The organism is Paenibacillus sp. YN15 (genome assembly GCF_003285005.1).
GTDB lineage: Bacteria > Bacillota > Bacilli > Paenibacillales > NBRC-103111 > Paenibacillus_AR.
In genome coordinates this window covers 1-25,520 of the sequence record NZ_QMFA01000064.1, presented here as the reverse complement: position 1 = coordinate 25,520, position 25,520 = coordinate 1, and the positions used below count along the sequence as shown (strand labels likewise).

23 protein-coding genes and 1 pseudogene are annotated in these 25,520 nt (G+C 57.2%); 20 read left to right on the top strand and 4 right to left on the bottom strand.

The genetic code is table 11. The features are described 5' to 3' along the window. Positions 1–342: pseudogene (locus DQG13_RS31285) on the top strand (hypothetical protein); the annotation flags it as partial. Between the two features lie 547 nt (positions 343–889). Here DQG13_RS31285 and DQG13_RS29150 read toward each other — a convergent pair. After that, entirely contained in the window at positions 890–1,546 is a 657-nt protein-coding gene (locus DQG13_RS29150; RefSeq protein WP_181593070.1) for a YheC/YheD family protein, read from the bottom strand. Between the two features lie 305 nt (positions 1,547–1,851). Here DQG13_RS29150 and hprK point away from each other — a divergent pair, with 305 nt between their 5' ends. Genes hprK through DQG13_RS29120 form a run of 6 tightly spaced genes read left to right on the top strand, consistent with a single transcriptional unit; the run spans position 1,852 to position 5,826 of the window. Next, a complete protein-coding gene (hprK, locus tag DQG13_RS29145) occupies positions 1,852–2,763 on the top strand; it encodes an HPr(Ser) kinase/phosphatase (RefSeq protein ID WP_113023709.1) in 912 nt (303 codons plus the stop codon). Beyond that, complete coding sequence (locus DQG13_RS29140; protein WP_258525927.1) at positions 2,760–3,710, top strand: family 43 glycosylhydrolase; 951 nt, start codon at positions 2,760–2,762, stop codon at positions 3,708–3,710. The genes hprK and DQG13_RS29140 overlap by 4 nt, the downstream gene beginning before the upstream one ends. A 22-nt stretch (positions 3,711–3,732) precedes the next feature. Continuing rightward, positions 3,733–4,392: a hypothetical protein gene (locus DQG13_RS29135; protein WP_113023712.1), complete on the top strand. Its 660-nt coding sequence runs from the start codon at positions 3,733–3,735 to the stop codon at positions 4,390–4,392. Further along, complete coding sequence (locus DQG13_RS29130; protein WP_397334029.1) at positions 4,389–4,841, top strand: GNAT family N-acetyltransferase; 453 nt, start codon at positions 4,389–4,391, stop codon at positions 4,839–4,841. The genes DQG13_RS29135 and DQG13_RS29130 overlap by 4 nt, the downstream gene beginning before the upstream one ends. A gap of 24 nt (positions 4,842–4,865) precedes the next feature. Next, positions 4,866–5,501, top strand: a complete 636-nt coding sequence (locus tag DQG13_RS29125) for a LysE family translocator (RefSeq protein ID WP_113023708.1) — start codon at positions 4,866–4,868, stop codon at positions 5,499–5,501. After that, entirely contained in the window at positions 5,488–5,826 is a 339-nt protein-coding gene (locus tag DQG13_RS29120) for a hypothetical protein (RefSeq protein ID WP_113023707.1), read from the top strand. Before DQG13_RS29125 ends, DQG13_RS29120 begins: the two co-directional genes overlap by 14 nt. 179 nt (positions 5,827–6,005) lie before the next feature. Here DQG13_RS29120 and DQG13_RS29115 read toward each other — a convergent pair whose 3' ends face one another. Continuing rightward, entirely contained in the window at positions 6,006–6,773 is a 768-nt protein-coding gene (locus DQG13_RS29115; RefSeq protein ID WP_113023706.1) for a sugar phosphate isomerase/epimerase family protein, read from the bottom strand. Positions 6,774–6,936: 163 nt separating this feature from the next. Here DQG13_RS29115 and DQG13_RS29110 point away from each other — a divergent pair, with 163 nt between their 5' ends. Further along, the gene (locus DQG13_RS29110) at positions 6,937–7,200 is read left to right on the top strand and encodes a YqkE family protein (RefSeq protein ID WP_113023705.1); all 264 of its coding nucleotides are present in this window, start codon (positions 6,937–6,939) and stop codon (positions 7,198–7,200) included. 45 nt (positions 7,201–7,245) lie between these two features. On the opposite strand, the gene DQG13_RS29105 is transcribed toward DQG13_RS29110, so the two are convergent. Continuing rightward, on the bottom strand, positions 7,246–7,488 hold the full coding sequence (locus DQG13_RS29105; protein WP_113023704.1) for a hypothetical protein: 243 nt from the start codon (positions 7,486–7,488) through the stop codon (positions 7,246–7,248). 178 nt (positions 7,489–7,666) lie between these two features. Between DQG13_RS29105 and DQG13_RS29100 the strand changes: the two genes are divergently transcribed. The 4 genes from DQG13_RS29100 to DQG13_RS29085 all read left to right on the top strand — a co-directional run bounded on the left by DQG13_RS29100 (position 7,667) and on the right by DQG13_RS29085 (position 10,047). Continuing rightward, a complete protein-coding gene (locus DQG13_RS29100) occupies positions 7,667–8,221 on the top strand; it encodes a GNAT family N-acetyltransferase (protein WP_181593069.1) in 555 nt (184 codons plus the stop codon). 93 nt (positions 8,222–8,314) lie between these two features. Further along, a complete protein-coding gene (locus tag DQG13_RS29095; protein ID WP_113023702.1) occupies positions 8,315–8,734 on the top strand; it encodes an HIT family protein in 420 nt (139 codons plus the stop codon). 184 nt (positions 8,735–8,918) lie between these two features. Beyond that, positions 8,919–9,503: a TetR/AcrR family transcriptional regulator gene (locus DQG13_RS29090; protein ID WP_113023701.1), complete on the top strand. Its 585-nt coding sequence runs from the start codon at positions 8,919–8,921 to the stop codon at positions 9,501–9,503. A 64-nt stretch (positions 9,504–9,567) separates the two neighbouring features. After that, positions 9,568–10,047 carry a hypothetical protein gene (locus tag DQG13_RS29085; RefSeq protein ID WP_220094465.1) on the top strand — a complete coding sequence of 160 codons (480 nt, stop codon included), beginning with the start codon at positions 9,568–9,570 and terminating at the stop codon, positions 10,045–10,047. A 70-nt stretch (positions 10,048–10,117) separates the two neighbouring features. On the opposite strand, the gene DQG13_RS29080 is transcribed toward DQG13_RS29085, so the two are convergent. Further along, a complete protein-coding gene (locus tag DQG13_RS29080) occupies positions 10,118–10,684 on the bottom strand; it encodes a maltose acetyltransferase domain-containing protein (protein ID WP_113023699.1) in 567 nt (188 codons plus the stop codon). Positions 10,685–10,910: 226 nt separating this feature from the next. On the opposite strand from DQG13_RS29080, the gene DQG13_RS29075 reads away from it, so the two are divergent. The 8 genes from DQG13_RS29075 to DQG13_RS29040 all read left to right on the top strand — a co-directional run. Then, positions 10,911–13,199, top strand: coding sequence for a helix-turn-helix domain-containing protein (locus DQG13_RS29075; RefSeq protein ID WP_113023698.1), 2,289 nt, complete (start codon positions 10,911–10,913; stop codon positions 13,197–13,199). A gap of 238 nt (positions 13,200–13,437) precedes the next feature. After that, positions 13,438–14,400, top strand: coding sequence for an ABC transporter permease (locus DQG13_RS29070; protein WP_113023697.1), 963 nt, complete (start codon positions 13,438–13,440; stop codon positions 14,398–14,400). Positions 14,401–14,402: 2 nt separating this feature from the next. Further along, a complete protein-coding gene (locus tag DQG13_RS29065) occupies positions 14,403–15,272 on the top strand; it encodes a carbohydrate ABC transporter permease (protein ID WP_113023696.1) in 870 nt (289 codons plus the stop codon). 4 nt (positions 15,273–15,276) lie between these two features. Next, the gene (locus DQG13_RS29060) at positions 15,277–17,607 is read left to right on the top strand and encodes a glycoside hydrolase family 2 TIM barrel-domain containing protein (protein ID WP_113023695.1); all 2,331 of its coding nucleotides are present in this window, start codon (positions 15,277–15,279) and stop codon (positions 17,605–17,607) included. Positions 17,608–17,711: 104 nt separating this feature from the next. After that, positions 17,712–19,259, top strand: a complete 1,548-nt coding sequence (locus DQG13_RS29055; RefSeq protein ID WP_113023694.1) for an extracellular solute-binding protein — start codon at positions 17,712–17,714, stop codon at positions 19,257–19,259. Between the two features lie 56 nt (positions 19,260–19,315). Further along, the gene (locus DQG13_RS29050; protein WP_113023693.1) at positions 19,316–21,427 is read left to right on the top strand and encodes an MGH1-like glycoside hydrolase domain-containing protein; all 2,112 of its coding nucleotides are present in this window, start codon (positions 19,316–19,318) and stop codon (positions 21,425–21,427) included. Beyond that, positions 21,424–22,764, top strand: a complete 1,341-nt coding sequence (locus tag DQG13_RS29045; RefSeq protein ID WP_113023692.1) for an FAD-dependent oxidoreductase — start codon at positions 21,424–21,426, stop codon at positions 22,762–22,764. Before DQG13_RS29050 ends, DQG13_RS29045 begins: the two co-directional genes overlap by 4 nt. A 52-nt stretch (positions 22,765–22,816) precedes the next feature. Continuing rightward, on the top strand, positions 22,817–25,520 hold a 2,704-nt coding region (locus tag DQG13_RS29040; RefSeq protein WP_220094463.1), incomplete at its 3' end, for a sugar-binding protein.

The following is a 25,520-nucleotide window of genomic DNA, read 5'->3' as shown; positions in this document are numbered from 1 at the left end:
GAGCACGCACCGCGGCGGGGCGGCAAGGCGGCGGCCGGGCCGAAGGAAGGCGGCCGCCGCGGGGGCGGCAAGCCGGAGCGCAGCGGCGCATGGGGCGACGCCAAACCCGCCGGTCGCGGAAGCGGCGGGGGCGATGCCAAAGCGTACCGCGGAGGCGACAGCGATGCCAAGGCGAAGCCGTTCCGCAGCAGCGGCAGCGGGTTTGGCGCCGGCAAGGGCGCGAAGCCCTTCGCCGCGGGAGGCAAGCCGTCCGCAGGCGGCCGGCCCGGCCCGGGCGGCAGAGGAGCTGCCCCGGCCAGGGGAAGCGACCGCCGCTCCGCGCCGAAAGGCCGCCGGCCGTAGACGGCGGAGGCAGTGGAAGACCGGCGGAGAGTTCGCCGGTCTTTTGCCGTTGCCGGGGCAAAGGGCCGCGCAAGGCTGCCTGCCGCATGCGCGCCAAACTGCGCGGTGAGAGAGCGTGGATGACCGGAGACGGAGAAGAAGGAGCGTTGGCAGCTTGCCGGACAATAGATCCGCTAATGCGCGAAAAAGCGGCCTTTTTTCCGCGAAACGGACCGTCGATCCGTTATGGGGCGGAAAATCGCCGTTTTGAGCCGTTTTGGGAGAGGATAACGAATCTGGTGTCCGCGAAATTCCTAAAAACGCATAAATAGCAAAAATAACGGATGCTGAGTCCGGACCGCCGCAACGGCAGGCAAAGTGTGCAGACGTCGAGTCCCGATCGCCGCAACGGCGGGCAGGGGTATGCAGACGTCGAGTCCGGATCGCCACAATGATAGACAAGGTGTGCGACCCCTGAATCCGGATCGCCGCAACGGCGGGGGCAGCGCCGCACAGAAAAAGAACCTCCGTCTCCGCAATAAGCGGAAGCGCAGAGGTTCCTTTTTCGTCAATGGGGCCGGGTGTTTACCTCGAGTATCCAGACGGTGCCGCCCTTGTCGATGCCGAAGTCGAAGCCCAAGGCGCCGATGCCGGGGTACTTGGCCTCCAGGAGGGAGGTGCCGCTCCGGGCTACCCCTACCATGGTGGCGTGTTTGTCCCGGGCCAAAGCGGGGAAGGTCATCCGCAGCGCCCGGTTGCCGCCGACCATGGTCCCGCCGCGGCACAGATTGGTGACAAACAGTCCCGGTCTGGCAATGCGGGCCACCACCGCCCGGATGCGCCAGCTTCCGTTTTCCTTCACCAGCTTCACCCGGTAATCCAGCGGTTTGCCCTGAACGGTGGAGAGACGGATTCCCTGCTGCAGCATGTAAGCCCGCTTGCCCCGGATGCCGGCCAATATCCGCTCCACGGTGTCCAAATTGGCCGCTTGGCGGACGGAGGTACCGTATTGGACCCGGTAACCAGCGCTTGGGCCGCGGGAAATGCGCACTACGCCGCTGCCTCCGGTGCCCACCACGGGTTTGGCCACAATAAAGGAGTATTTGCCCAGCATAGCCGACAGATGCTCTCTGGAATACCGGCGGGTGTCGGGAATATGTTTGGCTACTCCGCTATGAGCCTTCAGGATAGCAAACTTTGCCCACTTATCCGCAATTTGCTTCATCAATAAGCCTCCTTCCAAAGTAACCTGCAGTCCATTTCGGCCCTTCATTCTCACTATATTCTCCACGGCCGTCACTTTCTTGGACCAGCTGCCTAATTATGGATGCCGGGGAGACTATTTCATGCCTGCGCGTCTTATTGTTTTTTTGGGGGGACGGCCAAAAGCTTCAGGGGCGAAGGTTTTTGTTTTCTTTTTGTACCGGAAGGGGATTGGCGCCAAAAGTCGAATATATTAGGATGCGCTGTTCTTTGCGAAGAACGGCCGACCGTACCAGGATCAGATCAATCGGGAGGATTGACAAAAGAATGAGCAGCATTATAGTCAAAGATTTAGTGGATAAATTCGGGCTGGAGGTACTGGCCGGACATTCCCAGTTAAACCGGCCCATTCCCAAACCGGAGGTGCACCGGCCGGGATTGGAGTTCGTGGGATACTTTGAATTTTTTTCCCAGGATCATATTCAGCTTCTCGGACAAAAGGAAATCAATTATTTACATACGCTGTCGGAAGCGGAGCGGAATGTCCGGATCGGCAATATCGTCAAGTATCATCCGCCTTGCTTCGTGGTCACATGGGACCAGGAGGGATTGAAGTATTTGATCAAATATTGCGAGGAGGAAAATATTCCCCTCCTGCGCACACCCTTGCGCACCAAGAAATTCCAGGAGCTGGCCAACGCCTATCTGGGCAAGCTGATGGCCCCTCAAATGACGATTCACGGCGTCTGCGTGAACGTGTCGGGCATCGGCATTCTGCTGCGCGGCAAGTCCGGCGTGGGCAAAAGCGAAACGGCCCATACCCTGATCCGCCGGGGCCACAGGCTGGTGGCCGATGATGTGGTGGTTTTGAAAAAAATCGGACCGGAAACCCTGCTCGGCACCCACGACGGCAAAACCAAGGAATTCCTGGCCCTGCGCAGCATCGGCCTGATCAACGTATCCCGCCTGTACGGGCGGAGCGCCTTCCAGGATGAAACCCGGGTAGTGCTGGACATTGAACTGACCAAGTGGCAGGACAATGCGCTGAACAATGAGCTGGAGCTGAAAACCCAGTTCACCGAGTATATGGATATTGCCATTCCGCATATTGAAATCCAGCTGCAGCCCGGCCGGGATGTGGCGGGTTTGGTGGAAGCGGCGGCCAACAACTGGTACCTCCGCCAGCAGGGCTACAGCGCCATGAATGACTTCCTGAAACGATTGGAGATGGACGAATGAACATGCAGCCTGGGGATGCGGTCATGAAAGCCCCGTTGTTCCGCGATCCCATTTATGACGGAGCCGCCGATCCGGTGGTGGTGTGGAACCGGGAGCTGAAGGAATGGTGGATGATTTATACCAACCGCCGGGCTACTGCTGAAGGCTCAGGTGTGGCTTGGGCGCACGGCACGGACCTGGGGGTGGCCGTTTCCCGGGACGGGGGACAGAATTGGCTGTACAGAGGCATCCTGGAGGGACTTGACATTGAATGGGGCCGCAATACCTTCTGGGCCCCGGAAATTCTGTATCATGGCGGGCTGTACCACATGTATGTCAGCTATATTCAGGGGGTTCCCATTCAATGGGCCGGACATAAGCGGGAGATCCTTCATTATACCAGTCCCGATCTGCTGAAGTGGAGGTACGAATCCAAGCTGGCCCTAAGCTCCGACCGGGTGATTGACGCCTGTGTGCTGGCGTTGCCTGAAGGGGGGTTCCGGATGTGGTATAAGGATGAGGCCAACGGCTCCCATACCTTTGCAGCGGCTTCGGAGGATTTATACAACTGGCGGGTGACGGGCCCCGTAGTGGAGACCCATCCCCATGAAGGCGCCAATGTGTTTTATTTCGGCGGTTCATACTGGATGATTGTGGATGAGTGGAAGGGGCAGGGAGTTTACCGCTCCGGCGACGCCATCCATTGGGAGCGGAACGGGCAGATTTTGGCTGAATCCGGCAGCCGGGAGGATGATCAGGGTTTTGGCTTTCATGCCGATGTGGTGGTGTCGGGAGAGCAGGCCTGGATCTTCTATTTCACCCATCCCGGCCGGGCTCCCGGAGCGGACAACGGCTATGCCGGCCGGCGGAGCTCTATCCAGGCGGCGCAGCTTACGGTAGAGGACGGCAAATTGGTTTGCCTGCGGAACAATCCGCCCGTTTGCCTGCCGGTTCCGGAAGAAATCTAACATGGACGAGGGAGATTGGGATATGATTCGGTGCATCTATCGGGCGCAATTAAAAGAAGGACATGAAGAAGAGGGACTGGAGCTGTTCCGCCAGCGGCTGGACGCCGTACGCAAGGATATGGGCGACGGACTGCTGATGACCCTGACCGGGCACCGCTGGAAGCGTTCGGTGTTCCTGTATTATGAATGCATGACCGAGGCGTATCATCCGGAAAGATGGTTCGCAGGCATGGAGCATGTGCTGGAGGCCTGGCCCGGCGAAGACAAACCCAGAAGCTGGATTCAAATGATCGACGTTTTCCATTTCAACGCGCCGGCAAGCCCGGAGCATTGGCGGCGGAAAGCGCCTGTGGAGCGCAGAGTGGGGCGGGTGGCCCATCTGCTTCCGGAAATGATGGCCAGCTATATTTATTACCACTACCAGCTCCAGGAGGAGCACGCCTTCTTCGGTCCTAAATACGAGATTATCGCCATGCATGAAAATCTGCTGTTTGGCTATCAGGAATTTCCCGCGGTGGTAGAAGAGCCGGAGCTGCCCCGGAAGCTGTCCACTAACGGTACTCCCGCCACATGGACGGATTCCCGGATGGATCTGCACTTTCAAGCGTGGGAGGACGGGCATCTGTACTTCAAGCCGGTGGAGACCCTGTTTGCATTCTACGAAACGGAGGAGCAATCATGACTGTGACCATCGCTCAGGCCACCATCCGCGAGCTGGAGGATGCGGCAGCTTTATTCGATGAATACCGGGTGTTTTATGACCAGGAAAGCGATCTTGAGGGAGCCAAGGCCTTCCTGTTTGACCGTTTGGAGCATGGGGAGTCCGTCATTTTCCTGGCCCGGGACGATTCCGATGGAGCTGCGGTGGGGTTTATGCAGCTGTACCCGTTGTTTTCCTCCGTATCCATGAAGCGCATCTGGCTCTTGAACGATCTCTATGTCCGTGAATCCCACCGCGGCAAGCAGGTGGGCAAGGCGCTGCTGGAGGCGGCGCGGGAGTATGCTGTGCTCACCAAATCCAAGGGCTTGGAAATCGCCACCCAGGTTACCAATCTGCGGGCGCAGAAGGTGTACCTGGAGCACGGCTATGTGCTGGATGAGGAATTTTTCCACTATTACATGCTGGTGTAGCGAACCGGAACGGGAGGCGGCTTTATGCTGGGTATTGAGCATTACACAGTATTTCTTTTGTCGGGGCTTTTGTTGAATATGACGCCGGGCAGCGACACCCTGTACATATTTGGCAGATGCATGTCCCAGGGAAAAACGGCGGGTATGATGTCCGTCTTCGGCATTATTTCGGGCGCCGCCGTCCATACGGCCTTTGCCGCCTTTGGCTTGTCCGCCATTCTGATGCACTCCGCATTGGCCTTTAACCTCATTAAATGGGTGGGCGCCGCATATTTGGTGTATCTGGGGATCAAGTCCATCCGCAGCAAGGAAAACCCTGCACTGGAATCGAGCGGCCTGCCTAAGGAAGGTTTGCGGAAAATCTATCTCCAGGGTCTTCTGACCAATGTGCTCAATCCCAAGGTGGCCTTGTTCTATCTGGCGTTTATGCCCCAATTCGTCAGCACCGGCCAATCCTATGGCGCGCTGCCGTTTCTGATTCTGGGACTGACCTTTATTACGACGGGCACCCTGTGGTGCATGCTGCTGGTGGTGGTGTCCGACTTCATGACCAAGTGGCTGCGCACAAGCCAATTCGGCAAATATCTGAACAAGGTGACGGGCTTCATCTTTGTAGGATTGGGCATCAAGCTGCTGGGAGCGGCAAATGGCAAAGGTTGATACGGAAAGCTTTAAACTATTTGAAAATCTGATTTCTAAAACCGGCAGTACCTATGTGTTTAATAATGAAACATCTGTTGCAGGCATCGGGGTGCTATTGGAAGTCATTAAAGATATGGGATTGGACCCGAAGAAAACAGGGGACCTCAGAGAAGGAATAATGTCTTTATTCAATATCGAAATGGTGAACATGCCTGACTTGGAGAATCATCGGTTTATCTTCACTCCCAATCATGTCAGTGATCTTGATGCGATTATATTGGGATTATTGCATCCCAAAATTAGAATTGTTTCAAAAACGTCATCCAACCCGGATTGTCTTTGATCAACCCATGAAATTATCCCCCAAAGACGATTTCCGCAAAATATGGTTGGAACGCGAGGCAGCTATGCAAAAAACATTAGTTCCTCCGGCCAGATTACCTAAATTGTCGCATAAACATGCGAATAATAATAAACCAGGAGATCCTTTCTTTTAGGATTCCTGGTTTTTTTGTTGACTTTCTATAGAATGCCGTTGTTCCGGAAATATTGCAGGGAGGTTCTTGCGCTGTCCAACGGGGAGCCGACAAATTGCTCCTGCTCCACAATGTAGTATTGGATTCCTGCTTCTTCAGCCAGTGGGAACACGCTTTTGAAGTCCACCACTCCGTTGCCCACCTCGGTGTCATCCCGGCCGTCGCCGAAATCCTTAATATGCGCCAGGGGAACCCGGCCGGCGTACTTTTTAATGTACTCGGCGGGGGACTTGCCGCCCTTATGAACCCAGCCCAGGTCAAATTCCATCGTCATCAGCTCGGCGGGAATGCGGGCCAGCATTTGGTCGATAATGGTTTCGCCGTTTACCAGCTTAAATTCAAAGGCATGGTTGTGGTAGCCGTATTGCATTCCTGCATCCTTGACCAGCTCCGCGGCTCTGGTGAGGAAGCGGATACGCTCGTCCAGCTCTTCTGCCGTAGGCACCTCGGAGAAGGGGGACCAGGGGGTAACGATATGCTGCAGCCCCAGCTCCTGGGCATATTCGATATGCTGCTTCAGTTCTTCCTCCATCAGCGCCAAATCGGTAAAGTTGATCCCGATGTGGGCGGAAGGCGCTTCCAGTCCGCATTCATTCAATACTGCCTTGACTTCCTTGGCGGAGAAGCCGAAAAATCCGGCAAACTCCACAGCTTCATAACCGATCTCCGCCACCTGGCGGATGGTTCCCAAAAAATCGTCTTTTGTCAATGAGCGAAGCGTATACAGTTGCAGGCCTACCTTGGGTTTAGCCATTAGATTCACCATCCACTCTTATGTTTGGGTTTTCGTTTCCCCTTCAGTATAGTTAAGCGTTCCCAAAAAACCTAGCAGCATTCTTGTGGTGTTTATATGTGATTTTGTCCTGATGCCGGGAAACCTGCTATAATAGGGACTAGAAAAAGAGGTGAAGGCAATCATGGTGAAAAAGAGAAAGGCGCCCTCCGCCGCCAAACCGGGGGAACGCGATGATGCCCCCGCAACCCTGAAGGATCTTCTGGATGCGGGAACCATCAGCAAATTGAAGGCGCAAGCGGAGGAAATGAAGGCGGAGGAGGAAAAACGCCGGCTGGAGCAGAAGAAGCGGGAGGAAGAGGCCAGGGCGGCGGAAAAGAAACGCCTGGAGAATGACTTCGAGCATCTGCTGAACAACAGCAAGCTGGACTGGCGCAAGCATAAATAAACTGCAGTGCCCCAAAAGACTGCCTGAAAGGCGGTCTTTCGTCATTCAGATTCCTTCGTAATAGCTGTATTCATAGCGCGCCGGGACACAGGCGGGAAACGGATGGACATCTGCAATGGTGTACGCGGGATAATGCTTCATGGCAAACTGGCTGTGATACAAATACTCCATCAGCAGTAATTCCCCGTTTTCAATCCCGCATAGAATTCCGCTGGTTCCGGTCCCATTTTGCATGGATACGCCTACGGGATTCCCGATGAGCGACGCTGCTTTCAACTGCCAAGGCATAACGGATTCCTCCTTAAATTGTTGGCCGGTCAGCCGTCTTGGCTAGACGGCAATGGCAATATAGCCTATGCAGGCGATGGCCCGGGGGTGCCCGGACAGGGAAAGGGGAATTTGCCTTCCGGCTCCGAACATGCCATGATGGATGATGAACCAGAACGATAGAAGGAGCGGGGAAACGGTGTTGCGCAAAGCCAAAAAAGAAGATGCAGCCGGAGTGCTGCCCCTGATGCTTGAGGCGATAGACAGCATTGCATACAGCTTGACGGGGGAAGATAACCCGGAGGGGGCGCTGGCCGTTATGGGAGCGTTCTTTGGTCAGGAAGGAAACCGTCTCAGCTATGAGAATGTCACGGTTCTGGAAAAGGAAGGGCGGGTGGCGGCGTTCTTATTGGCCTATCATGGCAGCAAGGCAGAGCTGCTGGATGAGCCGTTGAAGGCGAGGCTGGCGGCGCTGGGCAAATCCGCTGCAGCCATTGTGCCGGAAGCCGGTCCTGATGAATATTACCTGGACAGCCTGGCGGTTCACCGGGATTTTCGCGGCCAGGGGCTGGGGACGCTCTTGCTGGAGGAGTTTGCGAAGCAAGCCGTCCAAGCGGGCTGGCGGAAGCTCAGCCTGCTGGTGGAGGAGCATAACGGCGGCGCCAGGAAGCTTTATGAGCGGATGGGCTTTGCTTCTGCGGAAGCCCTGGTTGTGGCCGGACATCTGTATGAGCGGATGGTAAAAAACTTGTAACAAATTCGTACCAATTGAATCATGACATCCATAGAGGGCAGCGTTACTATGGAAGAAGCATTGCAAACGTGTGCTAAGGAGGAAATTCCAACGATGTCCCAACCCGAATGTATGTATTGCAGCCATGATGAACGCCTGGACAAGCTGATGATCGAAATCGCCCAGCTGTCCGTTTCCACTCTGTATCTGTTCCGCGAGCAAACCTACCGCGGCCGTGTCCTGGTGGCGCTGAACGGCCATGCCCGTGAAATTTTCGAGCTGCCGGAGGATACCCGAAACAGTCTGGTGGCGGATGTAGCCAAAGCCGCAAATGCGGTGCAGCAAGCCTTCAACCCCGGCAAGGTGAACTACGGCGCCTACGGCGACACTATGCCCCACGTTCACTTCCACATCGTCCCCAAATATGAGGGCGGCGAGCAGTGGGGGACAACCTTCGTGATGAACCCCGGCCAGGTGTACCTGTCGGATGAAGAGTACGCCGGACTGATCGGCGAAATCAAAAAATACTTGTAAAATACACAGCAGGACAAAAGTGAACCGAGTATAAATCCCTGTGATGGGGCGGGCAGTTTCGGCTGTCCGCCTTATTTTCCATAAAATTTGAATGAACATTATTGACATTCATTCATCCGTGCTATACGATATGAATGAATAATAAATCAGTTCATTCAGGAAACACTTGCTGGAGGTCGGAATAATGGAAGACAAGAAGGCGGAATTGTACCGCTGCGGCAGGGAGCTTTTTGGCAGCAAGGGGTTTAAGGATACCAATATCGCGGACATTACCAAGATGGCGGGCGTTTCTGTGGGGACGTTCTACAACTACTACCCGTCCAAGGAAAAGCTCTTTATGGAAATCTATCTTGCGGAAAATGAAGCGTTGAAGCGGAGGATGATGACAGTCGTCGATCCGAATGACGAGCCGCTGCCTTTTATTAAAAAGATGATGGCCTTCAATTATGAAGGTATACGGAGCAATCCGATCCTGTGCCAGTGGTATAACAAGGATGTCTATGACAAGCTGGAGCGTCTTTTCAAGGAAGAGAACGGCATGGGCGTCGCGGAAATGTACCAAAAAGAAGAAAAGGCGCTGATTCAAGCATGGCAGGCCGAAGGCAAGATTAGAAATGACATCAAGAGCGAGATGATTATAGCCATGTTCACCGCAATTGTTAATATCGATTTGCACAAGGAGGAGATTGGACTGCAATATTTCCCCGAGCTGCAGGACTATTTGACGGACTTTGTTTTAAAGGGGCTTACCGATTGGCCGAAGGGATAAAAAGGGAGGGATTTTTATGGGCATTGCAGTTATTTCTTATTCGCTTACCGGAAACAACCGGAAATTGGCGGCAGCCGTGGCGGCGGCGCTTTCGGCGGAGCATATTGAAATTTGCCTGGCAAAGCCGTCGGCAACGTGGACGATCATTCTGGGCATGGTGCTGGGGCGCACACCCAAAGTCCAGCCTCATCCTTCCGTGCTGGAGAAGTATGATCGGGTTCTCTTTTTCGCCCCGGTATGGATGGGCAAGGTGGCCTCGCCGCTTCGCGCTTACTTAAGACAGCTGAAAACGCGCCCGCAGCCTTACGCGTTTGCCTCCATCAGCGGCGGCGCTCTGAACCCGAATCCGAAGCTTGCGGAGGATATTTCGAACAGGGCCGGAGCAAAGCCCGCGGCCTTCCTGAATCTGTATATCACCGATTTGCTTCCGCCCGATTCGAAGGCAACAACAATGAAGGACACCAGCAGTTACCTTCTCAATGATGGAGAAATTAAAAAACTGGTCGGCCTACTTGAAGCTTCGCCTGTTTGGAGTTTTTGTTGATACCTTACATGCCAAAACCCCTCATTTCCAATTAATTTAGGAATTGAGGGGCTCTTTTTTGTCCATGCGCTTATTCATTCACGGATTTGATAACCCGCGCCGGATTGCCTCCAATCACTACGTTGTCCGGCACATCCTTGATGACTACCGAGCCTGAGGCGATGACCACATTGTTGCCGATGGTAACGCCGGGGTTAATCACCACCCGTCCGCCAATCCAGACATTGCTGCCGATGGTGACCGGCTTACCGAATTCCGCGCCCGTATTGCGCAAATCCGCTTGCAGTGGGTGGCCCGCGGTATAGATATGGACGCTGGGGCCCAGCAGGCAATTGTCGCCGATGCGGATCTCGCAGACATCCAGGAACACACAGTCGAAATTGGCGTAGAAATTTTCGCCCAGATGAATATTGTAGCCGTAGTCGCAGCGGAAGTCGGGCTCGATGTAGATCTGATTGCCAATGGAGCCCAGCAGGTCCCTGAGCAGTGCCTTCCGTTGTCTGGTTTCGGATTCGAGGGTCTGGTTGAACAGCCGGGTCAGCCTCCGGGCATGGAGCCTTTCCTGGGTCAGCTCGGGGTCAGCCGCGTTGTAGAGTTCCCCGGCGAGCATCTTTTCTTTCTCGGTTTTGGCAGACATATGGATGTTCCCTTCCATGAAGTGTTTGACAGGTTATATTTTAACACAAGAACGGCGGATTCCTCCGGCGGGAAAGCCGATTTCACCGATTTGTGCGTTCTGGGGATTATGGGGTGATTATGGACTCTGCCGGGTGCGTTCTCTATAATGAGAGGAGCCGTTCAGAACCGTTGCCGGAAGGTAACGTCAAACCCAACCTACTCTGCTGCCGCAAAAAGGAGAAGCCATGAGAATCCGTTTTCCCAACTATTTTGTCCGGCTCCTGATGTTCTGCCTGCTGCTCGGTTCCATTCCGGTGATTGTGGTGGGCATCATCTCTTATTATAAATCCGCAACCCTGGTGCAGGATAAAATCAACGAGAGCAGCATGGACGCCCTGCAGCAAACCCAGCTTCGCATGGAGCAGATTCTGAAAACCATTGATCATTCCATGACCCAATACATCGGCTCGCCCTTGGTCGGCACGGCTATGTCCTTGCCTTATTCTGCCGAGCATTACGAAATTTATCAGCAGATGTACCAAAGCATGGTCCGCAGCCAGACCTTTGAGCTGACCATCAGCAATATGACCGTGCTCAACTTGAACGGAAAATGGGGCGTGGACAACAACAATATTTTCACCTTTGAGGATGTGAAGAATCTGGACCGGCTGCTGCAGTATGAAGCTCTGCTGTCCTTTTCCGCATGGGTGACGGAGAAGGGGGGAAATGCGCCGTCCACCATCAGTCTGGTGAAGAAAATTCCCTTGAATTCCCTGAAGGCCAACGGCCTGGCCATTGTCACCATCACCGAGGCGGAACTGTCCCGGCTGCTGTTGTCCGGCAACAGAATCGGCAGCATCCTGGTGATCGACAGCCAATACCGGACTTTGTCGGAGAGCAGCCTGGGCGCAGCCGAATACGGGCAGCTGGTGGAAGCGCTGAAGGAGCGGGACGGGGCGGAGGGGCAATTCAATATTGCTCTGGGCGGAGAGGATACCAGCGTTATCGTGCGCCCCTCCAGCTATAACGGTTGGAAATATGTGTCCGTTATTTCTATCCGGGATGTCACCCGGGACGCCCGCTCCATCGGCTGGGTCACCCTTACCGCCTGTATGCTGATGATCCTCACTACGGGAGGGCTGGCCTTGTTCGGCTCACGCTCCTTTTACCAGCCTGTGCGGAAATTGGTGCATACCATGGGGGGACACGGGGAGAGCCAGAAGGAGGAGGAGCCGACCCGGGATGAGTTCGACTGGATCGGCCGCCGCCTGCAATCCCTGCTTCAGACCGAATCGCGGCTATCCTCCCAGGTGAACGGGCAAATCCGGGACTTGAAGCAGTTTTTCGTGCTGAAGCTGATCCGCGGGGAGGAAAAGGAGGAGGGCCTTGCCGCCAAGCTGGAGGAATACGGGTATCCCTCTGATTGGCAATGGCATGCGGCTTTGGCCATCGAGATTGACTCCTTGGAGGAGTCGCGGTTCGAGGAACGGGACCGGGATCTGCTGCTCTTCGCTATCGCCAATATTGCCGGCGAGCTGATTCCCGTCAGGGAAAGGCTGGACCCGGTCCTGATGGGGCAATCCCAGCTTACCCTGGCCGGAGGCGGGGCAGGAACCGGGGGAGAGGCAAAAGCCAGGCTGGCGGACATGGCCGAGGGCATCCAACGGGCGGTGCGGAAATATCTGGATCTGCCTGTCAGCATCGGCATCAGCCGTTCCCGGGATAATCTGATCGACGCCCATGTGGCCTGCGAGGAAGCGCTGGATGCCCTCCGGTACCGGATTCGCACCGGGCCCGAAGCGGTGATTTTCATTGATGAGGTCAGACCCGGAGAGCTGGCGTCGGGCAGCTTTCCCCACCGGGCGGCCAGGGAGTTTTGCGAGGCCGTCAAACAAGCGGACCGGGCCCAAAGTGAGGAGCTGCTGGACCGCTGTCTGGAGCTGATTTTCCGGGAGCAGGCGGACTGGCGGCAGTATCAGCTGTCCCTGGTGAAGCTGTACACCCTGCTTACCGATCTGGAGCAATCCGAAACGGTGTTTGGGTTGTCCATGGACTCTGCGGAGGAGGCGGCGATTTCCGCCGGCCAGGAGAAGCAGCTGTTTGAGCGGCTCCTGGAGCTGAAATCCCGGGAGGAGATCCGGCATTGGTTCCTGCACACCGTCATGGCTCCCATCATGGCCAGGCTGGAGCAGCAGCGCCATTCCCATGCCAAGCAAATCTCCGCCAGGGTGATCGCCATGATCCACGAGGGCTACGATACCGAGCTGACCCTGGAGGCCTGCGCCGCCCAACTGAATTATCATCCCAACCATCTGGGCCCCCTGTTCAGCAGGGAGACGGGAACCAGCTTCAGCGAATATCTCCAGCAATACCGCTTGCAGATGGCCAAACAATGGCTGGTGGAGACGGATATGCGGATCGGGGAGATCGCGGAGCGGCTGACCTATACCAATCCGCAGAATTTCATCCGTTTTTTCCGCAAGATGGAGGATATGACGCCGGGGCAATACAGGGAAAAATACGGCCGCCAATAACCGGCCGAGGCTTGGCGCACACCCGCTGGAGAAACACTCCGGCGGGTGTTTTCTGTTGCAGCGGAAGGCCATGATCATCTGTGCAACCGGCCCGTTCTCCTGATTATCCCGGCAAAAAGCGCAATACACTGCGGGATGATTATAACCGGATTATAGACGCCCGCCTTCCCGCCCGCTTATGGTAAAGGTACAAAGGCCGCACAACATACCAAACTAACAAGCAAAGGTGGAGTAGGAGATGAATCATACGAAAGGCAGCTTGGCGCTGGAGACGCCGGGCTCCGCGGCGGGAAGGGGGCGCCGGGTCCGGCGCAGGCTTTTGCGGGACAGATGGTTGTACCTGATGGTGTTTCCCGGAGTGTTGTATTTTTTACTGTTCAAATACGCTCCCATGTGGGGGCTCCTCATGTCCTTCAAGGATTACCAGCCGTATCTGGGCTTTCTCGGAAGCAAGTGGGTGGGGCTGAAGCATTTCGAGCGGCTGTTCCATGATCCCGTTTTCTGGATGCTGCTGAAAAACACTCTGATCCTGGCCGGCTACAACATCCTGTTTTTCTTCCCGGCCCCGATTATTCTGTCGCTGATGCTAAATGAGGTGCGCAGAGAGTCCTACAAGCGGGTGGTGCAGACCATTATTTATGTGCCCCACTTTGTTTCCTGGGTAGTCGTGGTGGGCATTGCCTACACTTTCTTCACCATCGACGGGGGGCTGGTCAACGAAGCCATCGCCGCGTGGGGAGGAGAAAAGATCAATTTCCTGGTCAGCGCAGGCTGGTTCCGGCCGATGATTACCCTGGAGGTCATCTGGAAGGAGACAGGCTGGGGCACGATCATCTTCTTGGCTGCTCTGTCCGGAGTGGACCCGCAGCTCTATGAAGCGGCAAGAATGGACGGCGCCGGGCGGCTGCGGCAGCTGTGGCATGTTACTCTGCCGGCCATCCGCTCCACCATCGTGATTCTGTTTATCCTGCGGCTGGGCACCTTCCTGGATACGGGCTTTGAGCAGATTTTCCTGATGCTCAACTCCATGAACCGGGAGGTAGGCGAGGTCTTCGACACCTATGTGTATACCGCGGGCATCACCCAGGGCCAATTCAGCTTCAGCACAGCGGTGGGATTGTTTAAATCCGCAGTGGGCTTTATTCTGGTTGTCGGCTCCAACTGGGTAGCCAAACAATTCGGCGAGGAAGGAGTGTATTAATCATGCCGCATGAACGCAACTGGGGAAACCGCCTGTTCGGCATCGTCAATGCCAGTCTGCTGGCCATCATCGCCGCGGTGATGATTATTCCCTTTCTGTATATTGTCCTGATTTCCTTTGCCACGGAGCAGGAGGTGCTGGCCAAAAGCTTTCTGGTGTTTCCCACCAAGTTCTCCTTGACAGGCTACCGCTACATTCTCTCTACGCCCATCCTTCTGCGCAGCCTGTGCGTCACCATAGGCGTCACTGTGGTGGGCACGCTGGTGAACTTGTTCATGACTGTCCTGACGGCTTATCCCTTGGCCCGCAAGGAGCTGTACGGCCGCCGTCCGATTATGCTGATGGTCACCTTCACCATGGTTTTCAATGCGGGAATTGTGCCCACCTTCCTGATTGTGAAGGCGCTCCATCTGACCAACACCTATTGGGCCTTGATTATTCCCAGCGCCATCAGCGCCTTCAATCTGATTATTATCAAAAACTTCTTCCAGCAGCTGCCCGACGGCCTGGAGGAATCGGCCAAAATCGACGGCTGCAATGACATGGGCATTCTTTTCCGCATCGTCATCCCGTTATCCATGCCGGCCATTGCCACCTTTTCGCTTTTCTATGCCGTTACCCATTGGAACACCTTCTTAAGCGCCATTCTTTATGTGAACGACTCGCGGAAATGGCCGATCCAGGTGCTTTTGCGGCAAATCGTCATCCTCTCGGAGAAGGGCCTGGCAGATATGAGCGAGGCTCCGCCGCCTCCCTCCAAGATTATCAATATGGCGGTGATTGTATTCTCCACTGTGCCGATTCTGTCCGTTTATCCGTTCCTGCAAAAGCATTTTGCCAAGGGTGTGCTGCTTGGCTCCGTGAAGGGGTAGAACCATGAAGCGAAGAAGCATAGCTTTTTATGAAAACTGGCGCTTTGCCAAAGGGGAGCAGTCGGGCGCCGAAGCGCCGGAGTTTGACGACTCGGGCTGGCAGCCGGTGATCCTGCCCCATGACTGGAGCATTGAAGGTCCCTTCGATGAACACATGGAGGGAGGGACCCGCAACGGCTTTCTGCCGCTGGGGGTGGGCTGGTACCGGAAGCGGTTTACGCCTCCGGCCCTTGATCCCGAACAGGAACGTCTCTGGATTGAATTTGACGGCGTTTACCGGGAATCCGATGTTTGGCTAAATGGCTGTCATCTGGGCACCCATACCAACGGGTATCTGGGCTTCCGCTATGATCTGACGCCCCATCTGCGGCGGGAGGGCCCCAATGTGCTTGCCGTCCGCTGTGACAACGAGACGCCCTTGACCTCCCGCTGGTATACGGGGAGCGGAATCTACCGTCAGGTTCGCCTGAAGCGGAGCGGCAGGCTGCATATTCCCATGAACGGCGTGTTTGTCAGCACGCCCCTTGTGGAGCTGGGCCAGGCTGCGGTCCGGGTGGAAGCGGAGGCGGCACATGATGGAGCGGCCTCCCGCCTGGGGCGGCTGCAGGTGGAAATTGTGGACCCGGAGGGCCGGCCGGTGGCGTCAGCCGCCGCCTGCGCGCCCGTCGGGCCGGGGGCGGTCCACCGCTTCGTCACGGAGCTGCGGCTTCCGTTCCCCCGGCTGTGGGAGCCGGACACGCCGGAGCTGTACCGGGCGGTGGTGAGCCTGGGGGATGAGGCGGGCGAGCAGGACTGCTGTGAAACGGCCTTCGGCATCCGCCGGATGGAATTTTCCGCGGAGCAGGGCTTTCTCCTGAACGGCCGGAAGCTATTCCTAAAGGGGGTGAATCTGCATCATGATTACGGCTGTCTGGGGGCGGCCTCCTTGCCCCGGGCCATGGAGCGGAGGCTGGCGGCGGTGAAGGAGCTGGGGGCCAACGCCGTCCGGCTGAGCCACAACCCCCATGATCCGGCCTTGCTGGAGCTGTGCGACAGGCTGGGGCTATTGGTCTACAATGAGGCCTTCGACAAGCTTACCGGGCAGTTCAACGGCTACCGGGCGCCCTTCGAGGAAACCTGGCAGAAGGATTTGGCCGCTTTTCTGCGGCGGGACCGAAACCACCCCAGTGTCTTCCTCTGGGGAGTAGGCAACGAGCCTGTAGACGCCCAAATCCACTCTCCGGACAAAGGGGTGGGGCTGGTGGGCAGGATGGCCGATTTTGTCCGCGCTTACGATTCCGCCCGTCTGGCCGCCTGCGCCCTGTATCCCTCCCGGGCGGGAGGAGTCCGCCCCAAGGAGGCGGGGTACGGGGCAAGCGAGCCGCCGGAGCTGGCGTTTGCCGCCGGTGTGGCCGGCTACAACTACACCCAGGGCTTCTTCGGCGGGGATCATGAGAAGTACCCCCAGCTGCGGTTCATTCTGAGCGAAGCGGCGGTGAACGGAGAGCTGGGAGGCTGGTTCGACTACAGCCAGGACTTTGTGGCCGGGCATTTCTTCTGGGGCGGCACGGACTATCTGGGGGAATCCTTCGGCTGGCCCAACAAGGGCTGGTTCAAGGGGCTGATCGATCTGTGCGGGCAGCGCAAGCCCTTCTCGTATTATGTGGAAGCGGTGTATTCCAAACGCCCGATGGTCCATATCGCCGTTTACGACCCGTCTCCGGCAAGCAGCATCTATTGGAATGATGTAGAGCTGAGCTGGCGGGGGATGGAGTCCCACTGGAGCTGGTTGGGCTGCCGGACGGTGCAATTGGCCACCTACACCAATTGCCCGGAGGTGGAGCTGCGGCTGAACGGCCGCTCCCTGGGCCTCCGGCGGCTGGCGGATTGCCCGCGGATGCTGATGGAGTGGGAGGTGCCCTATGAGCCGGGAACGCTGGAGGCGGTAGGGTACCAGGATGGAGGCATCGCTGCGGTGCACCGTTTGGAGACGACGGGTCCTGCCGAGGGACTCCTGCTCCTGCCCGACAGGGAGCTGCTCGCGGCGGACGGCCAGGATCTGTGCCATGTGCGGGTGATGGCCGTTGACCGGGAGGGCAGGACTGTGCCTGGCGTCCAGCCGGAGGTCCGCTTCCGGGTGGCGGGCGCGGCAAGCAATGCCGGGGTCTGCAGCGCGGACATGCTGAGCGGCGAAAGCTTCCGGGGAGACCACCGCACCTTGTGCAAGGGCGAGGGGCTTATCATTTTGCGCAGCACCCTGTCGCCGGGTGACATTACTGTGGAGGCGGAGGCCGTCAGCCTGAAGCCGGCGCGGCTGTTCCTTCAGAGCGTGCATCCGCCGGATGCGGCGGAATAAAGCTCAATCTTTAGCGTATGCGCCATACGCTGCTCCGACTGATTAAAGGATGGGCTTGCCCATCTTTTGATACAATATTCTCATAACCTAAGGGGGATTTGAACATGGCAACAACGCGGAAATTGGCCCTGAGCGGCCTGGCTGCCTTATTGGCGGCAAGTTTGGCAGCATGTGGAGACGGCAAGGAGGAAGTGAAGCAGAAGGAGGAGGGGAAGCAGGCGGAAGCATCCGCATCCGCAGGTCCGCTGACCTTTACCATGATGAACCTGTACAGCTCGCCGGAGCCGCCCCGGGCCGACAACCCGATTATCAAGAAGATCGAAGAGCATACCAACACCAAGCTGAACATTACCTGGATTCCCGCTTCTGCATACAATGACAAGGTGAATGTGTCCATCGCCTCCAATGATCTTCCCCAGGTGCTGATGATTCAGGATACCAAGTCCTCCTCCATTATCAACGCCCAGCGCTCCGGCATGTTCTGGGAGGTGGGGCCGTATCTCAAGGATTATCCCAATTTGAGCAAATACAACATCAATGAATCCGTGCTGAACAATATCTCCGTGGACGGCAAGGTTTACGGTCTGTACCGCGCCAGAGCGCTGGCCCGGCAGGGGGTTGTCTTCCGCCAGGACTGGCTGGACAATCTGGGTCTGGCCCAGCCCAAGACCATCGATGATCTGTATAACGTGATTAAGGCCTTCACCCTGAATGATCCGGACAAAAACGGCAAAAACGACACCTTCGGGCTGGTGGAGGCGGAGGATTCCAGCAGCGGCGCCAATGCCGTCGGGCTGACCGGCTTCCAAACCATCGCCGCCTACTATGGCGCGCCCAATCTGTGGACTGTCCAGGACGGCAAAGCGGTGCCCGAGTTTATGACCCAGGAAAATATGGAGGCCATGAAGTTCTACAAGAAGCTGTATGACGAAAAGCTGATCAATCTGGACTTTGCCGCCACCAAATCCAGCAAGCAGCAGGAGCAGTTTTATCAAGGCAAGGCAGGCGTGATTCTGAATACTCTGGACTTTGTCATCACCGGCGGCAGCGAGCTGAAAAAAGCCAATCCCAACGCCAAGCTGGATATTGTCAGCCGGATTCAAGGCCCCAAGGGCGAGCGGGTATTCGCCACCACCGGCTACAACGGGATGTTCGTGTTCCCCAAGGCCACCGTTAAAACCGAAGCGGACCTGAAAAAGCTGCTGGGCTTCTTCGACAAGATTGTGGATGACGAGATGATGTATACCTGGACATGGGGGATTGAGGGCACCCACTTCAAGAAGGATGCGTCGGGCGAACCTGCCATTTCCGATCAGACGGCTTATACCAATGATGTTTCCCCGCTGAAGCAGCTGCCTTCCTATGACGGAGCGCTGATGATCTGGAAGGGCAAGGGCGAGGCCGACAACAAGTTCCGCACCATGCTGAAGGAAAATGAAGCCATTGCCGTATCCAATCCCATGGAGCCGATGATCTCCCAGACTGCCGTGGAAAAAGGCACCGAGCTGAACAAGATTATTGCCGATGCCCGCATCAAGTTCATTACCGGAAGCATCGATGAAGCCGGCTTTGCCAAAGAGGTGGAGAAGTGGAGAGCCCAAGGCGGCGACCAGATTATGAAGGACTACACGGAGCTGGCAGCGAAGAAATAGCCTGTTTCCGGGAAAAAGATGAAATTGCGCGTGTGCGTAAGAAAATGAGGTGCAGCATGTGGTATACACTGGCGGATTTTGAGTTTGATGTGCGCAACAGCCTGGCGCCCAAGGAGCATATCTGGGTAGGCAGCGGCTACGGCACAGTAGCCCCCCGGCGCAATACGGTAATGGGGGTGAGGGGCTTTTATTCCCCGCCCTTTGCGGCGAAGGAGCTGGAGCTGGCGATGAGCCTTGTGGCCGACGGTCACGGCATCGCAGACACCGGCCATCTGGGCAAGGGGGATTGCGGGCTGCTGTACGCGGAGGAGCGGTGGCGTCCGGACCGGATTCTGCGGCGGGGCACCTACCACCATATGAATGAGGGACGTTTGCTGTCGCTGGGGGTCAAGAGCGAGCTGATTCCTCTGGCCGGCAAACACGGGTTTGTGCTGAAGGCGGCAATCCGCAACCGCAGCGGCCGGAGCATTGCCGTCCGCGCCTGCCCGGAGCTGTTGCCCGGACAGCCGGCCTTTGCTCCTTATGACGAGTGGGATTACGGCTGGCCGGAGGCATCGGGGGAGCAGGCGCTGCCCCTGGACCCGGGCGCTGCCGGAGCCGGACAGGTGTGGGAAAATGAGCGGGTGCGGATCACCCTGCTGCAAGAAGGCTCGGCAGAGATTCTGCTGGCGGATGGAGAAGAGACGGTCTTCCGGGTATGCGTGGGCCTTACTGCCTCCGGACAGGAGTTCCTTTTGGAGCAATCCATGGAAGAGGAAGCAGCTCGGTCCCGGCAGGTTTGGGAAGCCCGGTTGGCGGAGGCGGGGAAACGAATCCCCGTTCTCCAATCGGATATTCCGGGATTGGAGGAGTATTACAAACGCTCCCTTGTCAGCGGCCTAATCTGCCTGTGGGAGAATCCGGACTTTGCCATGCAGCCCTTCCCGGTGGTGTCCGGGATTGAAGGAGCCGGCATCTGCTGCTATCCCTGGGATGTGGGCGGATATGCCGCCCGGGTGATGGGGCTTCTGCTGGGCAAGGATAAAAGCCTGGAGCTGGCGCGCCTGATGGTGGCCAGCGGCATTGACCGCCATTCCCGGTTTGCCCCCAGCGGAAAGGGAGCCAATGTGCCCTATTCCTACAGCCTGTGGTCCTTTATCCATTTTGCCTGGTCCGCCTTAGTGCTGCACGGTGAAGGCGGCGAGGAGCTGTTCGGCACCATGCGGGAGCTGATGCTTTATGATGACCGGCGGCTTCCCCAATGGAACAGCCTCTTGGATTACGGACTCCAGCATAATCTGCTGGAAATGCGGGGAGCGGGCTACGAGCATATTGTGGCCAGCCCCAATGCCGAACGGGCCTGGAGCTATGACCGGCTGTCCCAATTGGCGGAGCATCTGGGCAAAAACGGGGAACCGGCGTCGGAATGGCGGGAGAAGGCTGGGGAAATCCGTCAGGCCATCCGCCAGCATCTGTGGGACGGGGAGAAGGAGTGGTTCAAGGCGCTTTATCCCGGGGGCCATCAGGAGCTGATCTATTCCATCCAATACTTCGATGCCTGGCGCTTCGGGGCCTGCAACGAGGAAATGGCCAAGGGGATGCTGAAGCAGCTCCGGGACGGAGCGTTCCTGGGAGCCTGCGGGGTCAGCAGCATCTCTGCCGAGGATGAGCTTCATTATGAGCAGAATGATCCGGACTGGTCCGGCAGCGGCTCCTATACCGGCGACGGCCCGATGCTGGCCTTGACCCTGTGGGAGCAGGGGCATAGCAAAGCGGCGTGGGATGTGCTGAAGCGCCACCTGTGGATGGGAAGGCATCTGCCCTATTATCCCCAGGAGCATTATTGCGACCGCCCGGCGGTGCCCTCCCACAAGCGGGCCAATGTGGTGGCAGGCTTGTCCGGAGCGGAGGCGCTGCTCTTCGGGATGGCGGGCATTGAGCCGGAGCTGGACGGCAGCCTGTGGGTGCATCCCAAGCCTCCCGCCGGGGGCAGTGTTGCGGTAACGGGCTTTGTGTACCGGGGCCATACCTTGGATATCCGTATGAGCCGGGAGGAGTGCGACATCCGCTGCGACGGAAAGAGCATTTATAAGGGAGCTCCCGCCAGAGTACGGGTGGGTTGTTTCCCGCCGGAGGAAGCGGGGAAGGCCGGTGGCGGGAGCGCAGGAAAGGAGGGTGTATCCCCATGAGTGAAGCAGATTACAGCTTTCATGTGCTGGTGGCGGGGGCAGGCATCGGCGGCATCAGCGCCGCCCTTGCCGCCGCCCGGTTGGGCCAGCGTGTTCTGCTGGTGGAGCAGGCGGAGGAGGTGGGCGGCACCGGGGTGTTTTCCAGCGTGTCTCTGATCTGCCAATTCCGGGATTCCAACGGCAGACCGGTTACCTCCGGCATCCACCGGGAGCTGTTCCCTGCCGCCTATACCCATTACAGCGAGCAGTTGGTGCCCACGTATGACGAGCACGATCTGCAAGCCGCCTACCGGCAGCTTCTGGCGGCGGAACCGAATCTTACAGTATGGTGCGGCACGGCAGTGACCGGTGTGGAGGTTCGGGCAGGCAGTATCCGGCGGATTCAGGTGAGCGGCAAGCATACGGGAACTGTGGCCGCCGGAATTTATCTGGACGCTACAGCCGACGGCAATTTGTCCGCCTTGGCCGGGCTGGATTACCGGCTGGGCCGGGAGGAGGACGGCAGGCTGCAATCCGCCACCGCCACCTTCAAGGTCAGCGGCTTCGACAAAACCCGGCTCCGGGAGCCGGATATCCGGCAATGGTCGGCCATCCACTCCCTGCGCAAGGAGCTGCTTCCCTATTACCTGGCTATGAAGGAAGAGGGGAAAACCAACAATCCCCGAGCCGGCATCACCTGCTTTCCCTATCCCGGCGGCGAGGCGCTTTTGTTTAATTCCACCTCGGTGCTGGAGGTGGACCCTACCCGGCCGGAGACGCTGGACCGGGGGATGGAGGAGGGCGCCCGGCAGGCCCGGGAGCTGTTTGCGGCGATTGCGCAGCATCCGGCTTTCCGGAACGCCAGGCTGGATTATATCGCTCCCAAGCTGGGGGTGCGGGAGGGACGGCGGATCACGGGCGAATATGAGCTGACAGCGGAGGATTGTCTCTCTGCCCGGCGGTTTGACGATATGGTGGCCGCCTGCGCCTACTCTCTGGATATTCATGATCCCCAGGGAGGCAAAACCCGGCTGGAGCCGATTCCGGCTCCCGGTTATTACCATATTCCCTACCGCTCCTTGATTCCGAAGGGGTGCGCCAATCTGCTTTTAAGCTCCCGCTGCATCAGCGGCACCCATGAGGCCCACAGCTCCTACCGGATTATGGCCTCGGTGAGCGCCATCGGGGAAGCGGCGGGAACCGCCGCCGCCTTGTATCTGCATCGGGGACTCACCGATGTGCGGCAGGTAAAGCCGGAGCAGATCCGCTTTGTCCTGCAATTGCGGGGGCAGTTTGTGGAAGGGCCGGTGGAGCGGATTGAGCTGCCGCTTCCAGTGGAGCGTATAGTTACAGAGTAAACCGTTTATCCGATTGGACAAGATTGATTTTATCTATGGAGGGAGCAAACCAATGAAGATCCGGAACAGGAAACAACCGTTTATCGGAGTATTGGTGTGGGTGCTCATGTTCTCCATGACGGCAGCGGGTTTTCCCGCTGCTGTTCATGGCAACGGAGTGGAAGCGCTGTCAGGAACGGAGGCGGCGCAACCGCCCGGGGACGGCGTTGTTTACGCGCCCTGGGATGAGTTCAAAGCTTCTTTTGGCAGCCATAATCATACCCTGGCTCTGGAAGCGGGAGCAGGAGGAACAGGGAGCATCGCCATTGACGGCAGCTTGGACGAATGGGGGCCGTATGCGGAGCTGCGGCTGCCGCAAAATGAGGCCCAACTGGCCATGACCGGCTGGAGCGGGCCGGAGGATGTATCGGCAAGCGTTTATATGGCCTATGATGAGCAATATTTTTACTGGGCGGCCCGGGTGACGGATAATGTACATACTCCGGTCTCCGACAGCACCATGTGGCGGGGGGACAGCATTCAGTTTGCTTTTAGCCCCGACGGCACCTATGGCCCGGAATACGGCATCAACTATATGGACGGCCAGGCCCATGTTTGGCAGTTCAGCGAAGGCAAAGCGACAGAGGGAGCGGCGCAAATCACGGCGGCTGCGGTGCAGAGCGGCAATGAAATTGTGTATGAGGTCAAAATGCCCTGGAGCACCATTTATACGGGAAAGCCGGAGACGAATGTGCTTCCCTTTACCATGCTGTTCAATGACAACGACGGCGCGGGACGCCGGGGATGGATGGAATGGACCCCCGGGATCGGCAAGGCCAAAAGCCCAGCCTCCCATGCCCAGGTTCACCTGATTCCGGCAGAAACGGATTGGAGCTTTTGGGTGGAGGGGCCCAAGGAGGTTCCGGTTTCCGCTACGGTGGAATATGCCGTTTACGCGGTCAATTGGGAAAGCGCTCCCGTAACGCTGCAGTTGAAGTCCGAAGCCCTGGGCGCGGATCGGAGCCTGACGGTTCCCGGACGGACGGTAGCCGAGGTGAAGCTGCCCTTTGCCCCGGCGGAAGCGGGAGACCATCCCTTGGACTTTGCACTGACGGCCTCCGGCGGAGGTGAACGGCAGCAGGAGCTGGTGGCATCGGCGGTGATGACGCCTGCGGAGGTGGAGGCCCGGTTGAATGCGGTCGCCGCCAAGCTTCCCCAGTTGGAGGGGCTTTTGCAGCAATGTGAAGCCCAGGGGCTTGCCACGGATTACGAGCGGATCAATTATACGGTGATCAAGGATTTTATCGGCTACGGTAAGGAGGATATCGTTCAGGGCAGGCTGAGCCGGGCCTATTATGTAGCGGTGGAGCTGGAGAAGCTCTATGAGGAAGCCGCCGGGAAGCTGCAAGGTTATCTGAACGGAAGCGGAACACCCTTGGCCGTCCCCCGGTATGTCACCGGCCGTCCGGCCATAGACGGGTATTCCTTTGTGGGGGATACGAAGGTCAGAAGCACGGGCGCAGTGGAGGAACGCCCCATTTTCTTCACGGGTTATGGCGCTTTTACCAAGGTGAGAGAGGATATTCCCAAGTTTCAGGATTTGGGAGCCAATGCCATTCAGATTGAAATCGGCCCCCGTGATGTCATTCTCGACAAGAAGGATTTTGTCAACCAATATACAGTCGGCCGATCAGGGAATGTGAATGCCGCTGCCGGTGTGGTGAAGGGAGTCGCCCGTTCAGGCGAGGCTTCTCTGAAGATCAGCAACGCCTCTCCCACCCAGTCCAATGTATACATCAATGTGGCGCAAACGGTTTCCGTGGAGCCCAATACCCTCTACCAGTTTAAGGTTTGGGTAAAAGGGGAGAGCGCCAAAAACACCTGGTTCCCCGGCGGCGCTTCCATGAAGCAGCGCAAATCCTTCCCCAGCGGCACCTTCGATTGGCGGGAGGTCACTTATGAATACACCACGGGAGCTCAGGAAACCTCCTACAAGCTGATGATTGTTTCGGAGAATGTGGGCACCATCTGGGTGGACGATCTGCAGATGGTTAAAGCCGGAAGTGATGTCAATCTGGTTAATAATTCCAGTTTCGAGGATTTGGGCGGTTATGACGAGAACAAGGAATATGTGGTTTCTACCAAAAAAATCCAATCGGATATTCAACAGGCCTTAACACGGGCGGCAACCCATGATGTGGCGGTTAATCTGCTGATTTCCCCCCATTATTTTCCGGCGTGGGCTCTGACCAAATGGCCGGAGCTGAATGTAGCCAACAACGGATTTATTAAATTTTCCCTGTTTCAGCCCATGGCGCAGGCCATTATGGAAGATTATTTGAGGGCGTTGATTCCCGCTGTCAAAGATTATCCGTCGCTGCACAGCATCACCTTGACCAATGAATCTGTCTACCAGTCCAACAAGGATGCCTACGCGCTGCCCTTCTGGCACAGCTATCTGGAGGAGCTGTACGGCGGGGATATCGGGGAGCTGAACCGGGTTTATCAAAGCGGGTACGCCGCTTTTACGGAGGTGCCCATGCCTGCCAATGTAACGGCCAGCCCCTGGTCGTACGATTATGTGATGTTTAATCAGGATTATTTTGCCCGCTGGCATGAGTGGATGGCCGGGATTATTCACGAGCTGGCTCCCGACCTGGCGGTCCATGCCAAGATTATGGGCGACCCCCGGGGCAGTCTCTCCTGGGGTGTGGATATTGAGCGGTTTTCGGAATTCAGCCAAATCAACGGCAACGACAACTGGAATTATATCAATG

What these genes read in the sequence shown, in the direction of transcription:
- DQG13_RS29075 (WP_113023698.1), top strand. Translation starts at nt 10,911, where the DNA reads ATGAGAATCCGTTTTCCCAACTATTTTGTCCGGCTCCTGATGTTCTGC.
- DQG13_RS29055 (WP_113023694.1), top strand. Translation starts at nt 17,712, where the DNA reads ATGGCAACAACGCGGAAATTGGCCCTGAGCGGCCTGGCTGCCTTATTG.
- DQG13_RS29110 (WP_113023705.1), top strand. Translation starts at nt 6,937, where the DNA reads ATGGTGAAAAAGAGAAAGGCGCCCTCCGCCGCCAAACCGGGGGAACGC.
- DQG13_RS29130 (WP_397334029.1), top strand. Translation starts at nt 4,389, where the DNA reads ATGACTGTGACCATCGCTCAGGCCACCATCCGCGAGCTGGAGGATGCG.
- DQG13_RS29150 (WP_181593070.1), bottom strand. Translation starts at nt 1,546, where the DNA reads ATGAAGCAAATTGCGGATAAGTGGGCAAAGTTTGCTATCCTGAAGGCT.
- DQG13_RS29060 (WP_113023695.1), top strand. Translation starts at nt 15,277, where the DNA reads ATGAAGCGAAGAAGCATAGCTTTTTATGAAAACTGGCGCTTTGCCAAA.
- DQG13_RS29045 (WP_113023692.1), top strand. Translation starts at nt 21,424, where the DNA reads ATGAGTGAAGCAGATTACAGCTTTCATGTGCTGGTGGCGGGGGCAGGC.
- DQG13_RS29080 (WP_113023699.1), bottom strand. Translation starts at nt 10,684, where the DNA reads ATGTCTGCCAAAACCGAGAAAGAAAAGATGCTCGCCGGGGAACTCTAC.
- DQG13_RS29125 (WP_113023708.1), top strand. Translation starts at nt 4,866, where the DNA reads ATGCTGGGTATTGAGCATTACACAGTATTTCTTTTGTCGGGGCTTTTG.
- DQG13_RS29065 (WP_113023696.1), top strand. Translation starts at nt 14,403, where the DNA reads ATGCCGCATGAACGCAACTGGGGAAACCGCCTGTTCGGCATCGTCAAT.
- hprK (WP_113023709.1), top strand. Translation starts at nt 1,852, where the DNA reads ATGAGCAGCATTATAGTCAAAGATTTAGTGGATAAATTCGGGCTGGAG.
- DQG13_RS29140 (WP_258525927.1), top strand. Translation starts at nt 2,760, where the DNA reads ATGAACATGCAGCCTGGGGATGCGGTCATGAAAGCCCCGTTGTTCCGC.
- DQG13_RS29095 (WP_113023702.1), top strand. Translation starts at nt 8,315, where the DNA reads ATGTCCCAACCCGAATGTATGTATTGCAGCCATGATGAACGCCTGGAC.
- DQG13_RS29070 (WP_113023697.1), top strand. Translation starts at nt 13,438, where the DNA reads ATGAATCATACGAAAGGCAGCTTGGCGCTGGAGACGCCGGGCTCCGCG.
- DQG13_RS29050 (WP_113023693.1), top strand. Translation starts at nt 19,316, where the DNA reads ATGTGGTATACACTGGCGGATTTTGAGTTTGATGTGCGCAACAGCCTG.
- DQG13_RS29115 (WP_113023706.1), bottom strand. Translation starts at nt 6,773, where the DNA reads ATGGCTAAACCCAAGGTAGGCCTGCAACTGTATACGCTTCGCTCATTG.
- DQG13_RS29090 (WP_113023701.1), top strand. Translation starts at nt 8,919, where the DNA reads ATGGAAGACAAGAAGGCGGAATTGTACCGCTGCGGCAGGGAGCTTTTT.
- DQG13_RS29120 (WP_113023707.1), top strand. Translation starts at nt 5,488, where the DNA reads ATGGCAAAGGTTGATACGGAAAGCTTTAAACTATTTGAAAATCTGATT.
- DQG13_RS29135 (WP_113023712.1), top strand. Translation starts at nt 3,733, where the DNA reads ATGATTCGGTGCATCTATCGGGCGCAATTAAAAGAAGGACATGAAGAA.
- DQG13_RS29105 (WP_113023704.1), bottom strand. Translation starts at nt 7,488, where the DNA reads ATGCCTTGGCAGTTGAAAGCAGCGTCGCTCATCGGGAATCCCGTAGGC.